General features: G+C 68.5%; 12 protein-coding genes. 5 read left to right on the top strand and 7 right to left on the bottom strand.

Annotated features, from left to right (window positions below; all coding sequences use genetic code 11):
• The first annotated feature begins 159 nt into the window (after window positions 1-159).
• Window positions 160-3,951, top strand: a complete 3,792-nt coding sequence (gene dnaE, locus C507_RS0116180; RefSeq protein ID WP_018700764.1) for a DNA polymerase III subunit alpha — start codon at window positions 160-162, stop codon at window positions 3,949-3,951.
• Between the two features lie 579 nt (window positions 3,952-4,530).
• Here the strand turns inward: dnaE and lepA are convergent.
• Entirely contained in the window at window positions 4,531-6,378 is a 1,848-nt protein-coding gene (lepA, locus tag C507_RS0116175) for a translation elongation factor 4 (RefSeq protein WP_018700763.1), read from the bottom strand.
• A 217-nt stretch (window positions 6,379-6,595) separates the two neighbouring features.
• On the opposite strand from lepA, the gene C507_RS21725 reads away from it, so the two are divergent.
• From C507_RS21725 to C507_RS0116160, 3 genes are all read left to right on the top strand, one after another.
• Complete coding sequence (locus tag C507_RS21725) at window positions 6,596-7,426, top strand: DUF2927 domain-containing protein (RefSeq protein ID WP_169508982.1); 831 nt, start codon at window positions 6,596-6,598, stop codon at window positions 7,424-7,426.
• 207 nt (window positions 7,427-7,633) lie between these two features.
• Window positions 7,634-8,302 carry a L,D-transpeptidase family protein gene (locus tag C507_RS0116165; RefSeq protein ID WP_245559703.1) on the top strand — a complete coding sequence of 223 codons (669 nt, stop codon included), beginning with the start codon at window positions 7,634-7,636 and terminating at the stop codon, window positions 8,300-8,302.
• 226 nt (window positions 8,303-8,528) lie between these two features.
• Window positions 8,529-8,921, top strand: a complete 393-nt coding sequence (locus C507_RS0116160) for a GFA family protein (protein ID WP_026319162.1) — start codon at window positions 8,529-8,531, stop codon at window positions 8,919-8,921.
• Window positions 8,922-9,480: 559 nt separating this feature from the next.
• On the opposite strand, the gene C507_RS21720 is transcribed toward C507_RS0116160, so the two are convergent.
• The 3 genes from C507_RS21720 to C507_RS0116145 all read right to left on the bottom strand — a co-directional run bounded on the left by C507_RS21720 (window position 9,481) and on the right by C507_RS0116145 (window position 11,818).
• A complete protein-coding gene (locus C507_RS21720; RefSeq protein ID WP_018700759.1) occupies window positions 9,481-10,101 on the bottom strand; it encodes a DUF2076 domain-containing protein in 621 nt (206 codons plus the stop codon).
• A 103-nt stretch (window positions 10,102-10,204) separates the two neighbouring features.
• Window positions 10,205-10,828, bottom strand: a complete 624-nt coding sequence (locus C507_RS0116150) for an alpha/beta hydrolase (protein ID WP_018700758.1) — start codon at window positions 10,826-10,828, stop codon at window positions 10,205-10,207.
• A gap of 60 nt (window positions 10,829-10,888) precedes the next feature.
• On the bottom strand, window positions 10,889-11,818 hold the full coding sequence (locus C507_RS0116145) for a ring-cleaving dioxygenase (RefSeq protein WP_018700757.1): 930 nt from the start codon (window positions 11,816-11,818) through the stop codon (window positions 10,889-10,891).
• Window positions 11,819-12,010: 192 nt separating this feature from the next.
• On the opposite strand from C507_RS0116145, the gene C507_RS0116140 reads away from it, so the two are divergent.
• On the top strand, window positions 12,011-12,784 hold the full coding sequence (locus C507_RS0116140; protein ID WP_018700756.1) for a Crp/Fnr family transcriptional regulator: 774 nt from the start codon (window positions 12,011-12,013) through the stop codon (window positions 12,782-12,784).
• 184 nt (window positions 12,785-12,968) lie between these two features.
• Here the strand turns inward: C507_RS0116140 and C507_RS0116135 are convergent, their stop codons facing one another.
• The 3 genes from C507_RS0116135 to C507_RS0116125 all read right to left on the bottom strand — a co-directional run bounded on the left by C507_RS0116135 (window position 12,969) and on the right by C507_RS0116125 (window position 15,276).
• Window positions 12,969-14,615 (bottom strand): cisplatin damage response ATP-dependent DNA ligase, encoded by a 1,647-nt coding sequence (locus tag C507_RS0116135; protein WP_018700755.1) that lies wholly within the window; start codon window positions 14,613-14,615, stop codon window positions 12,969-12,971.
• Window positions 14,616-14,750: 135 nt separating this feature from the next.
• Window positions 14,751-15,020, bottom strand: coding sequence for a helix-turn-helix domain-containing protein (locus C507_RS21715; protein WP_018700754.1), 270 nt, complete (start codon window positions 15,018-15,020; stop codon window positions 14,751-14,753).
• Window positions 15,001-15,276: a BrnT family toxin gene (locus tag C507_RS0116125; protein ID WP_018700753.1), complete on the bottom strand. Its 276-nt coding sequence runs from the start codon at window positions 15,274-15,276 to the stop codon at window positions 15,001-15,003. Before C507_RS0116125 ends, C507_RS21715 begins: the two co-directional genes overlap by 20 nt.
• Window positions 15,277-15,377 lie beyond the last annotated feature (101 nt).

Here is a 15,377-nt window from a genome sequence, read left to right as displayed (position 1 = left end):
CGGCGAAGCCGCGTTGTTTCACTCCACGCCCGCCCCCACACTCCGCTCATCCCCGCGAAGGCGGGGATCCAGGGCCGCAGGCCGCAACCTGTCGCCTTGCCCCCTCACGACGAGGCCGCGTCGCTCGCCGGCGCCGCGTGAGCGATAAGCCCTAATCCCATGCCCACGCCCCCCTCCCGCTTCGTCGAACTGGCCGCCGCCAGCAACTTCTCCTTCCTCAAGGGCGCCTCGCACCCGGAGGAGATGGCGGTGCGCGCCGCCGAGCTGGGGCTCGCCGGCCTGGCCATCGCCGACAGGAACACGCTCGCCGGCGTGGTGCGGGCGCACGCGGCGGCGAAGGAGGCGGGGCTGCCCTTCGCCGTCGGCTGCCGGCTGGTCTTTTCCGACGGCACGCCGGAGCTGCTCGCCTGGCCCACCGACCGCGCCGCCTACGGCCGGCTCTGTCGTCTCCTCACCGCTGGCAACATGCGCGGCGCCAAGGCCGACTGCCGGCTCCAGCGCACCGATCTTGCCGAGCACGGCGCGGGGATCGTCTTCGCCATCCTGCCCTTCACCGCGCCGGAGGCGGACATCCAAGAGACCGTCCGGGTCCTGAAAGACGCCACCGACGAGACGGTGCGGGTCGTCGCCACCGCCGCCTACGGCCCCGCCGACCGGCGCCGTCAGGCCGCGGCCGCGCGACTGGCCGCCCGGCTGGAGCTACCGCTTCTCGCCTCGCTCCTGCCGCTCTATCACGCCCCGGAGCGGCGCATCCTGCAGGACGTGCTCACCGCGATTGCCGCCCACGTTCCGGTGGATGCCGCCGGCACCCGGCTTCAGGCCAACGCCGAGCGTCATCTGAAGCCACCGGAGGAGGTGGCGCGGCTGTTCCGCGACTATTCCGATGCCGTTTCGGAAACGGTGCGGCTCTTCTCCCGGCTTTCCTTCTCCCTCGACGAGTTGCGCTACGACTATCCGGAAGAGGTCACCGACCCCGGCTCCACCCCGCAGGAGACGCTGATCCGCCTGACGCGCGAGGGGGCAGCGGCGCGCTATCCGGCCGGCGTGCCGGAGAAGGTCGAAAAGGCCATCGACCACGAGCTCGCCCTGATCGGCGAACTCGACTACGCCCCCTATTTCCTCACCGTCCACGACATCGTCCGCTTCGCCCGCTCCCGCGCCATCCTGGCCCAGGGGCGCGGCTCGGCGGCCAACTCCGCCGTCTGCTTCTGTCTCGGCATCACCGAGGTGGACCCGGAGCGCACCGACCTCCTGTTCGAGCGCTTCATTTCGGCGGAGCGCCGCGAACCGCCCGACATCGACGTCGACTTCGAGCACGAGCGGCGCGAGGAGGTGATCCAGTACGTCTATGCCAAGTACGGCCGCGACCGCGCCGGCCTCGCCGCCACGGTGATTTCCTACAGAAGCCGCTCCGCCGCCCGCGAGATCGGCAAGGCGCTGGGGCTGTCGGAGGACGCCGTCTCGTCGCTGTCGGGCACCATCTGGGGCCACACCTCGTCCGGCATCGGCGCGGAAGAGGCGAAGCGCGCCGGCCTCGATCCGGCCGATCCGCGGATCGGCCACCTGGTGCGGCTGTCGCACGAGATCATGGGCTTTCCGCGCCACCTCTCCCAGCATGTCGGCGGTTTCGTCATCACCCGCGGCCGGCTCGACGAGGTGGTTCCCATCACCAAGGCGGCGATGGAGGACCGCACCATGGTGGAGTGGGACAAGGACGATCTCGACGCGCTGGGCATCCTGAAGATCGACATCCTGGCGCTCGGCATGCTGACCTGCATCCGCAAGGCCTTCGCGCTGCTCGGCCGCCATTATGCCGACGAGCTGGCGGCAAGCGACGCCGCCGCGCCGTCGGCCTACCCGCGCTTCCACCCGATGCGCGACGGGGAATGGGACGGCGCCGGCCCGGCCGCCCCCTCCATCGCCGTCGACCCGCGCGCCATGGGCGAGGCCTCCGCCCCCTCGCTTGCCGAGCCCTGGCCGGTGACGCTCGCCTCCATCCCCGAGGGGGACCGGGCCGTCTACGACATGATCTGCCGGGCCGACACGCTGGGCGTCTTCCAGATCGAGAGCCGGGCGCAGATGTCGATGCTGCCGCGGCTGCGCCCGCGCGAATTCTACGACCTGGTCATCGAGGTGGCGATCGTGCGCCCCGGGCCGATCCAGGGCGACATGGTGCATCCCTATCTGCGCCGCCGCCAGGGCAAGGAGCGGGTGGAGTATCCCGCTCCGTCACCGGCGCACGGCCCTGCGGACGAGCTGCAACAGGTGCTGGGCCGGACGCTGGGCGTGCCGCTCTTCCAGGAACAGGCCATGAAGATCGCCATCGTCGCCGCCGGCTTCACGCCGTCGGAGGCCGACCGGCTGCGCCGCGCCATGGCGACCTTCCGCAAGGTCGGCACGATCCACACCTTCCAGGCGAAGATGGTGGAGGGCATGGCGCGGCGCGGCTACGACCGGGCCTTCGCGGAGCGCTGCTTCCAGCAGATCGAGGGCTTCGGCGAGTACGGCTTCCCGGAAAGCCACGCGGCGAGCTTCGCGCTGCTGGTCTACGCCTCGTGCTGGCTCAAGTGCCACTACCCGGACGTCTTCTGCGCGGCGCTGCTGAACAGCCAGCCGATGGGCTTCTACGCGCCGTCCCAGATCGTCCGAGACGCCCGAGCCCACGGCGTCGAGGTGCGTCCCGCCTGCGTCAACGCCTCCGGCTGGGACACCACGCTGGAGCCGGGTCCTGAGGCGCGCGGGCGGCTCCACCGCGACCATGCTTCCATGCACGAGGCGGTGCGCGCGCGCTGCGCCGTCCGCCTCGGCCTGCGCCAGGTGAAAGGGCTGTCGGAAGACGCCGCCGCCAGCCTCGTGCGCCATCGGGGGAAGGGCTACGATTCCGTCCGCGATCTGTGGCTGAGGACTGGGCTGTCGCGCGCGGTCATCGAGCGGCTCGCCGGCGCCGATGCCTTCGCGGGGCTGGGGCTCACCCGGCGCGACGCGCTGTGGGCGGCGCGCGGGCTGGACGAGGGGGCGGCGGCGGAAACCCTGCCGCTCTTCGCCGCCGCCGACACCGCCGATTTGAGGCGTGAGCCGGACGCGGACCTGCCGCCCATGCCGCCCGGCGAGGAGGTGATCCACGACTATCGCACCCTGTCCTTGTCGCTGAAGGCGCACCCGGCCGCCTTCGTGCGCGACCGGCTGGCGGCGGACGGCGTGATCCCGGCCGAACGGCTCTCGGAGATCGCCAACAACCGCCGCGTCTCCGTCGCAGGCCTCGTTCTGGTGCGCCAGCGCCCGGGTTCGGCCAAGGGGGTCATCTTCATGACGCTGGAGGACGAGACCGGGGTCGCCAACATCATCGTCTGGCCGAAGACCTTCGAGCGATTCCGGGGCATCGTGCTGGGCAGCCGCTTCACCCAGGTCACCGGCCGCCTGCAGACGGAGGACGGGGTGATCCACGTCGTCGCCGACCGGCTGGTGGACCGCACCGCCGATCTCGTGGCGTTGAAGGACGCGGCGGCGCTGCCGGCCGGCGCCCGCCGCAAGGGCCCGGTGCTGCCGGAGGTGGAGGGCGCCATGGCGCACGCCGACGAGGTGAAGACCCAGAGCGAGGACGCCCGCGACAAGCCCAAGCCGTCGGCGCGCATTGCCCGGCTGCTCGGTGAAGTCGAGCGGGATGCGGGCGGAAAACCGGTTCCCACTTTTCCTCATCCCGCTCCGGACGATATGCCGGAACTGGCAGACGATGCCGCCGGGATGAAGGCCGCGTCGGACGCCAGGCGTCCAGGGGCTTCGAAGCGGTCGGCTGCCCCGTCAGGCGACGATCCGCCTCCGGCACCGCGCTCCACCTGGTTCACGCCGCGCCGGGCAGCCTCCGACACCGCCGAGATCGGCCGCCACGCCGAGGCCCGGGCGCACGCGAACGAAACCCGCCGGGCGCTGCCGAAGGGGCGGAATTTTCACTGAGCAACCCCAGGAAGAGTGCTCTTGCGGTTTTCTCGTCCGGGATTGCGGGGAAAAGAAACCAGGCTGCGGCTTGCGGCCCTGGATTCCCGCCTTCGCGGGGATGAGCGGAGGGTGGGGCTGGCGCTCCCCCGTCAAACTCAGGCCCATCCGGACTGCACCAACCAGCGCGCGACTGCGCGCCGCCCGATCAGGGCGCCCTCGCGGAGCCGGCGCGCGTCAGCGCGTTCGGCGTGAGCGGAGAAGAAAATCAGGCTGCGGCCTGCGGCCCTGGATTCCGGCCTTCGCCGGAATGAGCGGAGGTTGGGGTGGGCTTTGTGCAATCCATCATTCCGCTGGGTGTCGGCTGACAGGCCCTATGGATCCCCGCCCGCGGGGATGAGCGGAGTATGGGGCCGGCGCTCCCAAAACAAACTCAGGCCCGGCCGGACTGCACCAACCAGCGAGCGACCGCGCGCCAGCCGAGCGAGCGCAGGAAAAGTGGGAACCGGTTTTCCGTTCGCGCTCGCGACGCAAAAGGTCAGGGCGCCCTCGCGGAGCCGGCGCGCGCCAGCGCGTTCGGCGTGAGCGCTAAAAACCCCCCTAGGTGTCCACCTTCAGGGCGGCGATGAAGGCCTCCTGGGGGATCTCCACCTTGCCGAACTGGCGCATGCGCTTCTTGCCTTCCTTCTGCTTTTCCAGAAGCTTGCGCTTGCGGGTGGCGTCGCCGCCATAGCACTTGGCCGTCACGTCCTTCCTCAGCGCCCGGATCGTCTCGCGGGCGATCACCCGCCCGCCGATGGCCGCCTGGATGGGGATCTGGAACATGTGCTGCGGGATCAGGTCCTTCAGCTTCTCGCACATGGCGCGGCCGCGGCGTTCCGCCTGGGAGCGGTGAACCAGCATGGACAGCGCGTCGACCGGCTCCGCGTTGACCATGATCTGCATCTTGACCAGGTCGCCCGGCTGGTAGCCGGTGATGGAATAGTCGAACGAGGCGTAGCCCTTGGAGACCGACTTTAGCCGGTCGTAGAAGTCGAACACCACCTCGTTGAGCGGCAGGTCGTAGGTCGCCATGGCGCGCGAGCCGACATAGTTCAGGTCGACCTGGACGCCGCGGCGCTCCTGGCAGAGCTTGAGGATGTTGCCGAGATAGTCGTCCGGGGTGAGAATCGTCGCGCGGATCCACGGCTCGTTGATCTCGGAGATCTTCACCGGGTCCGGCATGTCGGCCGGGTTGTGCAGGTCGATCTCGGTGCCGTCGGTGAGGGCGAGCTTGTAGACGACCGAGGGCGCGGTGGCGATCAGGTCGAGATTGAACTCGCGCGACAGCCGCTCCTGGATGATCTCCAGGTGCAGGAGGCCGAGGAAGCCGCAGCGGAAGCCGAAGCCGAGCGCCGCGGAGGTTTCCATCTCGTAGGAGAAGCTGGCGTCGTTGAGGCGCAGCTTGCCCATCGCGGCGCGCAGATCCTCGAAGTCGGCGGCGTCGATGGGGAACAGGCCGCAGAAGACGACGGGGATCGACGGGCGGAAGCCGGCCAGCGGCTGCGCGGCGGGCTTGCCGGCGTCGGTGATGGTGTCGCCCACCTGGGTGTCGGCCACCTCCTTGATGGCCGCCATGACAAAGCCGATCTCGCCGGGGCCGAGCGCGTCGACGGCCAGCATCTTCGGCGTGAACACGCCCACCTTGTCGACGTCGTAGACGGCGCCGGTGCCCATCATCTTGACGCGCTGGCCCTTCTTCAGGAAGCCGTCGATGACGCGCACGAGAACCACCACGCCGAGATAGGTGTCGTACCACGAATCCACCAGCAGCGCCTTCAGCGGCGCCTTCGCCTCGCCGGTGGGCGGCGGCAGGCGGGTGACGATGGCCTCCAGCACGTTCTCGATGCCGAGCCCGGTCTTGGCGGAGATCTCCACGGCCTCGGAGGCGTCGAGCCCGATGACGTCCTCGATCTGCGCCTTGATGCGCTCCGGCTCGGCGGCCGGCAGGTCGATCTTGTTGAGGACCGGAACGATCTCGTGGTCGTTGTCGATGGCCTGGTAGACGTTGGCGAGCGTCTGCGCCTCGACGCCCTGGCTGGCGTCGACGACGAGCAGCGAGCCTTCGCAGGCGGCCAGCGAGCGGTTCACCTCGTAGGCGAAATCGACGTGGCCGGGCGTGTCGATCAGGTTCAGCTTGTAGGTCTTGCCATCCTTCGCCGTGTAGACGAGGCGGACCGTCTGCGCCTTGATCGTGATGCCGCGCTCACGCTCGATGTCCATGTTGTCGAGGATCTGCTCCTTCATCTCCCGGTCGGTGAGGCTGCCGGTGGCCTGGATCAGCCGGTCGGCGAGCGTCGACTTCCCGTGGTCGATGTGGGCCACGATCGAAAAGTTGCGGATCTCCGAAATCGGCTCGGCGCCGACGGAGGCCTGGCTTGCCTGGGTCGCTAGTGTGGATTCGCTCATGAGCGTTCAGATAGCACTCGCCCTGCGTCCCGGAAAGGTGGGCAAAGCGCGATTCTCCCGGGGCTTTCGCGCGATGGCGCGCCCGCGACGCGGCGGCGGCATCGGGCAGCAGGCAGCGCGCCCGGCGGGGGTTCCTGTTTCCGGGGGCCGCGCCGCTTGCTAGGGTGCGGCGATCATGGTCGAACCGCGGTCGGATCGGTCGTTTCGAGGACGCCTCATGCGAAGCCCTGTGTATCTCGTCGTCGCGCTCCTCGCGGCCCTTCTTGCCGCTCCCGCCGTGGCGCAGGCGCCGGACGACGGGGCGGCTTCCGAACCGCTGACCATCGCGCGGGTGGTCAACGCCTTTTCCGACGCCGAGCTGATCCGCGGCTTCCTGGGCACCGTGTTCGGCGCGGAGGTCATGCGCGGCAATCCGGATCCGGATTCGTATGCGACGGTGAAGAAGTTCACCGGGCCGGTGAAGGTCTACATCGTCAACAAGGCGGAGCGCGACGAAAGCCGCCAGGTGGTGGAGTTCCTGAGGATCCTCAACCAGACCGTCCACGGCCTGTCGATCCGCGCCGTGAAGAGCGAGGACCAGGCCAACATGATCGTCTTCCTGGTGGACAGGGCCTGGTATCGGAAGACCATCCGCGAGACGCTGCCGGACGATCTGGACACCAGTTTCCTGCGCTCCAACGACTGCTCGGCCGTGACCGGCGGCCGCCGCGGCAGGGGGCTGGAGCGGGCCTTCGTCTACATCGTCGCCAACGAGGGCCGGCGGAACTTCCGCCACTGCATGATCGAGGAGATCACCCAGAGCCTGGGGCCGGTGAACGACGACGTGAACCTGTCGCACTCGATCTACAACGACCGATCCGACGTGCAGGGTTTCTCGGTGTTCGACTGGTTCATCCTGTCGATGCTCTACGACCGCCGGGTGAAGACCGGCATGACCGTCGACGAGGTGCTGCCGGTGCTGCCGGCCGCCATCAAGGATGCCCGCCGCCGCCTCGGTGGAGTTCTCAAGAGCCGCAAGCTGATCTCGCCGAATGCCTCGGCACGCTGAACAAATGTGACAGCGGTCACAATTAAGGCGTTTCCCTGTTGCGCGATCACCTCATGTTTACTCAAATCGCGCTATACCGGGATCTACGGGCTTTAGACGCGGTCACTTTTCGGCCATAGATGTGCCGATGGCAGGGAACCTGCGCCGACCAAGACGCGTTTCGGGGCCCGTGTAACAACTCTCGACTGGATGCGAGTGGGCCTCGACATGAAATTCCTCAAGATGATCCTGCCGGTCGCGATCGGCCTTGCTTTCGCCGGTCAGGCCTCGGCCGTGACCTTCCAGGGCAACGACCGGTCCGACTGGCTCAAATATCTGAACGAGCGGGCCGACGCCGAGCGCGGCATGTCGCTTGAAGAGCGGCGCCAGTCGCGTCAGACCGAAGTGGCGGCGCTGGCGGCGGGTACGGCCGGGGCCTCCTACAAGCTCGACCCCGAATTTCTGCCGAAGACGGTCGCCTATGACGGGCCGTACAGCCCGGGCACCATCGTCATCGACACCGAGGCGCGCCACCTGTTCCTCGTCGAGCCGGGCAACAAGGCGCGGCGCTACGGGGTCGGCGTCGGTCGTCCGGGCTTTTCCTGGGCCGGCACCCATCGCGTGACCCGCAAGGCGGAATGGCCGGGCTGGACCCCGCCGCCGCAGATGCGCAAGCGCCAGCCCGACCTGCCGGCGCACATGGAAGGCGGCCCGAACAACCCGCTCGGCGCGCGCGCCATGTATCTCGGCTCCACGCTCTACCGCATCCACGGTTCCAACGCGCCCTGGACCATCGGTCACGCCGTGTCGTCCGGCTGCATCCGCATGCGCAACGAGGACGTGATCGATCTCTACGAGCGCGTCCCCGTCGGCACCCGGGTCGTGGTCACCCGCTAGGGTCTCCGCCAACTCGGCACGGGTTTCTGGATCCGAAAAGGCCGGCGCATGCGCCGGCCTTTTTGTTGTCCGGACGACTGTTTCTGCTCTTGGGGGTGTTTCAGCTCACGTCAGTTCATGTCGTTCGCGGGTGCGCGAGGGCGGTCGCCCGGGTTGATCGCTGCCATATGTTCCTGTATTGTTCTCATTGGATCGAGGCGCCATATTGGAACGGGGTTGGGGCGGGATGATCGAGGGAAGCTGCTGTTGCGGTGCAGTCAGGTTTCAACTGACCTCCGAACCGACGCTGATGGGCACGTGCCATTGCTCCCGCTGCCGGAAGGTCGGGGCAAGCACCATCGTCTTCGTCAAGAAGGAAAGCCTGATCTGGATCGAAGGGAAGTCGCACGTGGGTCTTTATCAGCCAGAGCCCCCCTACCGTTACGGTCGGTCCTTTTGCAGGATTTGCGGCACGTCGCTGGGTGAAATCCTGTCCGAGGACACAAGCTTTCCGATCGCGGCAAACGCGCTCGATACGGACTTCGGTCTGAAGAACCAGTTTCACGAGTTTGTTGCCGAGAAGCCGGGCTGGTACGAGATCTGCGACGACGCCCCACAGTCCGACGTGCACCCGCTCTAGGTGCTGCCTCCCGCAGGCGCTGGCGAAATCGCGAGGCCCCGTTGTCAGGTGACCGCTTGCGCCGGCCGAGATCAAATGTTCAGTAAGTTGATCAATCTAAAGAACGAGTAGCTTGCCTGCGGCCGAAAAGGCCGCGGGCTGCACTCAGGCCGCCCGCCCGGAGCCGGTGCGCGCAAGCGCATTCGGCGTGAGAGGTTTTTAGACCGCAATCGCGAACGGAAAACCGCCTTCGCTCTTTTCCTGCGATTGCTGGATCAGCGCGCGACCGCGCGCCGGCCGGTCAGGCCGCCCACCCGGAGCCGGTGCGCGCAAGCGCACTCGGCGTGAGGGGAAAGAAAACCGAGCGGATTTCTTAAGTCGCAATCCCGGACGGAAAACCGGTTCCCACTTTTCCTGGGATTGCTTTGCCCGGACGGAAAACCGCCTTCGCCCTTTTCCTGCGATTGCTTTCTTCACCGCAAAGCCGGACGGCGAACCGGTTCCCACTTCGCCTGGCTTTGCTTGTGATTCCCGCAATCGCGGACGGAAAACCGCAAGAGCACTTTTCCTGCGATTGCTCTTAGAACCCGAAGTCGTCGAACATCCCGTCCAGGAAGCCACCGCCGTCGCCGCCATCGTCGAGACCGGCCGTGTCCCATTCGCCGCCGTCGCCCGACGCGGCGTCGGCTCCGGGGTCTGCTGCCGCATCGCTGGCGGTGTCAGCGGACGGGTCCGTCGCGGGATCGGTGGTCGCGGCCTGGGCGGCGCCATCGTCCCCGGTAAGGCCGCGGATGCCTTCCATCAGAAGCGTGCCGCCGACGATGCCAAGCGCCACCTGCCCGGCACCGGCGAGGAAGCCGCCGCCGCCAAAGCCGGCCGGGCGCGCGCCCGCGGACGGCACGGCGGAGCGGCGCGGGGGAACGGCCGCATTGGCCTCGTCGGCGAGGCTGCGCGACGGGGTGCCGGCTGTCTCCGGCTGCCGGGCGCCGGAGCCGGACTCCAGGTTGCGGATCCGCTCCTCGGCCCGCTTCAACGCCTCGTCCTGCACCGCGATGGTCTGCGCCATGCGGTAGGGGGCGCTCGGGTTGGCAGCCACGCGCTCGTTGATCAGGGCCTCGGCATCGCTGTCGCGCGGGCCGGACGAGGCCGCGTCGATGCGGTCGAAAAGCCGGGCAAGAAGCTCGCGTTCGTTCGGTGTCATGATCGTCCCTCTCCTGACCGTTCAACGGGCCGAGAAGGGATATGGGGGCGGGCACCGCCGCCCGCACTGACAAAAATGTGAGCGCGGAGTATCGCGTTGCCGGTCAGCCGGCGGCCGGCGTGTCGAGCCAGCTGCGGATGGCGGCGATCTCGTCGGCCTCGACCTCGTGGCCGCCGGGGCTGTCGGCCAGCGTCACCGAGGCACCGGCGCCGCGCAGGCCATCGACCAGCTGCTCGGTGAGCGGCCATGGCGCGATGGGATCGCGCCGTCCGGCGGTCACCAGCACCTCGACGCCGGCGAGGTCCGTCTCCGGATCGATCTCGAACGGGATCAGCGGATGCATCAGCACGGCGCGGCGGACCACGTCCGGCTTCACCAGCATCGTCGCGGCGACCAGATTGGCGCCGTTGGAAAAGCCGGCGAAGGCGGCGCCCTCCGGATCGCGGCCCCTGGCGTCCAGTGCTTCGGGGACGAAGGCGGCGAGCTTGGCGGATGCGCGGGCGAGATCGTCCATGTCGTAAACGCCTTCCCGAAGCCGCCGGAAAAAGCGCGGCATGCCGTGTTCCAGCACGTCGCCCTGCAGCGACAGGACGTGCGCTGCCGGCGCGATGTGGTCGGCAAGAGATGCGAAACTGCGGGCATCGCCACCCGTGCCGTGCAGCAGGATGAGGGTGCGGGCATCGCCGTCGGTTCCGGCGATCTCGACCGTCTCATAGGTGTCGCTCATGGCATGCCTCGTCTGGCTGGAGGGCCGCGGACGCGATGGCATCCGCGGCTCGTGTCGGGTTCAGACGGAAAGGGCGGGTAGCTTCTGCTCCAGCACCGGACGCAGTTTTTCGTGCTGGGCCGGCAGCTTCAGCGCCTCGCCGAGATGCTCGACGCTCTCGTCGGTGGCAAAGCCTGGTTCGTCCGTGGCGATCTCGAACAGCACCCCGCCGGGGGAGCGGAAATAGATCGCGTAGAAATAGGACCGGTCGATCTGCGGGGTCACCTGGAAGCCCTCGGCGGTGAGGGTGTCGCGGATCGCGCCTTGCGCGGCGCGGTCGGCGACGCGGAAGGCGATGTGGTGGATCCGCCCGGCGCCCTGGCTGGCGGGACGCTGGTCCGACGCTTCCAGGATGTCGACCACGCCGGCTTCCGCCGTCGGGCTGACCAGCCGGGTAAGGGCGCCGTCGCGTGCCTGCTCCTCGTAGCCCATCAGCCCGGTGAGAAGGTCGCGCGTGGCGGCACCGTCTGCGAGGGTCAGCGTGACGCCGCGGAAGCCCTTGATCGCCTCGTTGGCGGCGATGCCGTGGGTGGCGAAGCCCGCCCGGTCGTCGCCGCGCGCCTCGACGATGGCGAAGCCGAAGCCGTCCGGGTCGGCGGAAACCAGACGGGTTTCGCCGAAGACGGTCTCTTCCGTCACCGGGGCGACGCCGGCCCCTTCCAGCCGCTCACGCCAGAACGGCAGGGTGCCGGGCGCCACGGCGAAGTGCGTCAGCCCGGTCTCGCCGGTGCCCGGACGCCCCTTCGGAACGCCGGCCCAGGGAAAGAAGGTGAGCACGGATCCCGGCGAGCCCACCCGGTCGGCGAAGTAGAGGTGGTAGGTTCCGGGATCGTCGAAATTGACGGTTTTCTTCACCAGCCGCAGTCCCAGGACCTTGCCGAAAAAGTCCACGTTGCCCTGGGCGGAGGAAGAAATCGCCGTGATGTGATGAAGACCACTGACCGGAGACATTTTCTCTTTTCCTATGCTGTCGGTAAACGCGGGACGGAGGCATTGGTGCCCTCGCAAGTCCCGCACATGGTCGATTGGGCAAGACATGGTGTGGTCGCGCGGGTTTGGAACAGCGACGGGCCCTGCTTGCGGGGTGACGGAGTGTTCAGCCTTTCGCGACGACCGCGGTGTGAGGGCAACGGGAGGTCGATGATGACTATCGGTGTGCTAGACTTCACCGAGGCGCCGGTCCGGCCGGTGCTTGCGGGGGAGAGACGCGACATGACCGTGCCGAAGGTGACGATCGAAAAGACGATCCTCGACCACTCCTTCTCGCTGGAGGGGCTCGACCCGGACTTCGCGCACGGGCTGGCGGCGCTTGCGCGCACCGTGAAGCTGGAGCCGAACAAGACGCTCTTCCGCGCAGGCGATCCGGGCAACGGCTTCTACGCGGTGCTGGAAGGCTCGCTGAAGGTCTGCGTGACCTCGTGCGCCGGCTCCGAACAATTGCTGGCCATGCTGGGCCCGGGTTCTGTGGTGGGCGAACTCTCCATCTTCGACGGCAGGCCGCGTTCCGCCTCGGTGGTGGCGGCAAAGCCGTCGCGGCTGGCCTTCGTGGAGAAGTCGGCGTTCGAGCGCTACGCCGACGACAACCCGGCCGTCTACCGTCACATGCTGACCATCGTCGGCCAGCGGCTGCGCCAGTCCAACGACGCGCTGGCCGCGCGCTCCTTCCTGCCGCTGCCGGGCCGGGTGGCGCAGACGCTCCTGCAACTGGCCGCGGGGTTCGGCCGGCCGCTGGAGAACGGACGGGTGCTGATCCACTACAAGATCAGCCAGTCCGACATCGCCTCCATGGCCGGCGGCGCGCGCGAGAATGTCAGCCGGGTGCTGAACGACTGGAAGCGCGGCGGCACCATCAGCCGCATCTCCGGCTACTACTGCATCGAGGACAAGGCCACGCTGGAAGCGGCGGCGACGTTGTAAGCGCTCACGCGAGCTCACTTCGTTCGCCGCTGCGCGGGCGCGCCCTGACTCCTTGAAGTCGCGATCGCGGACGGAAAACCGCAAGGGCACTTTTCCTGCGATCGCTCGGCGGCGGACGGTCGTCCGCTGGTTGGTGCGGTCCGGCTGGCCAGAAATGATAGCCTCCGCCGGCCGTCAAAACCGCTCACCCCTTCGGCAAAAGTGCCTCGAGCGCCTCGATGCGGTCGGCCTCGGCCGGCGGCTTGTCCCAGCGCAGGCGGGCGACGCGGGGGAAGCGCATGGCCAGCCCCGACTTGTGGCGGGTGGAGCGGTTGAGCCCCTCGAAGGCGATTTCCAGCACCAGCCCGTCGGTGGCGTCGTGGACCACCTCGCGCACCGGGCCGAACCGGTTCAGCGTGTTGCGGCGCACGAAGCTGTCGATCTTCTTCAGCTCCTCGTCGGTGAAGCCGAAATAGGCCTTGCCCACCGGCACCAGCTCGTCGCCGCCTTCCTCCGACGCGCGCCAGACGCCGAACGTGTAGTCGGAATAGAAGGAGGAGCGCTTGCCGTGGCCGCGCTGGGCGTACATCAGCACCGCGTCTACGGTGAACGGATCGCGCTTCCACTTGAACCACTGGCCCTTCGGCCGGCCGGGCACGTAGGCGCTGGCGGCGCGCTTGATCATCACGCCCTCCACCGCCTCGGCATCGGCGCCGGCGCCCCAGGAGGCCGGGTCGGCGCGGGCGGCGGCGACGTCCTTCCAGGTCTCGAAGCGGACGAGCGGCGACAGGTCGATGCGCTCGTCGGGGCGCTCGGCCACGAAGGCCTCCAGTTGCTTGCGCCGGTCCGCGAAGGGCAGCGGCCGCAGGTCCTCTCCGGCGAGCGAGAGCGCGTCGTAAAGCCGGATGCGCGGCGGAAACTCGGCCTGCATCTTCGGCGTGACGGTCTTCCGGTTGAGGCGCTGCTGCAGCACGTTGAACGGCTCGACCCGGCCGTCGCGCACGATCAAGAGCTCGCCGTCGACGGCGCCGTCGAACTCCATCGCCTCGAGGAGCTCCGGGAAGGCGGCGGAGATGTCCTCGCCGGTGCGCGAGAACAGCCGGGCGACGCGGCGGCCCTCCTCGTCGAGCCCGGCGGCGGCCTGGACGCGGATGCCGTCCCACTTCCACTCCACCATGAATTCCGACGGATCGAGACCGGCGAAGTCGGTCTCCTCGATGGGATGCGACAGCATCGCCGGGCGGAACGGGGCGGGATCCTCGAACTCCGGCTGCGGACCGTGGCCCTCCAGCCAGGCGAACAGCGGCTCGTAAGGGGCGGAGAGACCATGCCAGACCTCCTCGACCCGGTTGACCTCGACGCCACCGAGTTGCGCCGCCGCCGTCTTGGCGAGGCGGGCGGAGACGCCGACCCGCAGGCTGCCGGTGATGAGCTTCAGGAGCGCCCAGCGGCCGATCTCGTCGAGCCCGTCGAGCCAGCGGGCGATCTGGCCGGGCAGGTCGGCCTTCGACAGGGTGGAGAGGGTGTCCACCACCTCCGACAGGGCCGGCGGCGCCGGATGGCCGCCGTCGGGGGCGGGCCGGGCCGGCCACATAAGCGCGGCGGTCTCCGACAGGTCGCCGACATAGTCGTAGGAAAGCGCGAACAGCGTCGGGTCGGTGCGCTCGGCCAGAAGCGCCCGGATCACCCCCGACTTGGCGTGGCGGAACTTCAGCGACCCGGTGAGCGCGGCAAGGCCGTAGCCGCGCTCGGGATCGGGAGCGGCGCGCAGATAGGCCTCGATGAGCCGCAGCTTGCCGAGACGGCGGGGCTCGTAGGAGAGGCGGTCGAGAAGGTGCGCGAAGGCCTGCATGGTCCGTATCCAGAGCGACTTGCTTTTGAGCGAACCGCCAGATGGCTCTGGCTTCCTGAATTGACGCATTTCCGAACGGCGAACCGGTACCCACTTCGCCTGGAAACGCTTAAACGCACCTGACCGGCTTTCGGATCAGCCGGCCCGTTTCATGGCGTCGGCCACCGCGTCGGGTATGGCCGAGATGACGCGCAGATAGGAGCGGGCAGCGGTGTCGGGTCGGCGGCGGCCCTGCTCCCAATCGCGGATGCAGGCGAGCGCGAACCCGTAGCGGGCCGCGAAGGCCTCCTGCGACAGCCCGGTCGCGGCCCGTGCGCGGCGGGCCAAAAGTGCGGTGCGCCCGCGTTCGAACTCGGCGTCCGAGAGCGGCGCGTCGGGGTCCGGTTCAGCGCGGTGTCTGGTCATAGCGTCTCGTTTCGCGGTCATTGGCTTTCCGTACGCTGATGATGCGGTGTCGCCCGGATCTGGGAGCGTGCACGCAAACCCACACCCGGCCGTCGACACAGCCGTAGGTCACCCAGCGGTCCTCCGAATAGTCAAAGCGGACATCGAGGACATCGAGTTTGTTGCGGTCAGCGAGGATCTCAGCCGCATACGCGAGCGAAACTCCGTGTTTCGCACGATTGCCGGTGTCCTTCTCGGGGTCGAATTCGATTTCCACCGTCGGTATCCTACGGCATTGCCGTATCTGATCGCAAGGTGGCCGCGACGCTGGGCCGCTGTCGCGCCAGTTGAAGCCGGACGCGGGATCGGGAAGGGTGG

Source organism: Amorphus coralli DSM 19760 (genome assembly GCF_000374525.1).
Classification (GTDB): Bacteria; Pseudomonadota; Alphaproteobacteria; order Rhizobiales; family Amorphaceae; genus Amorphus; species Amorphus coralli.
Note: the sequence above shows the minus strand (reverse complement) of the source record. Positions and strands in the feature narration are given on the sequence as shown.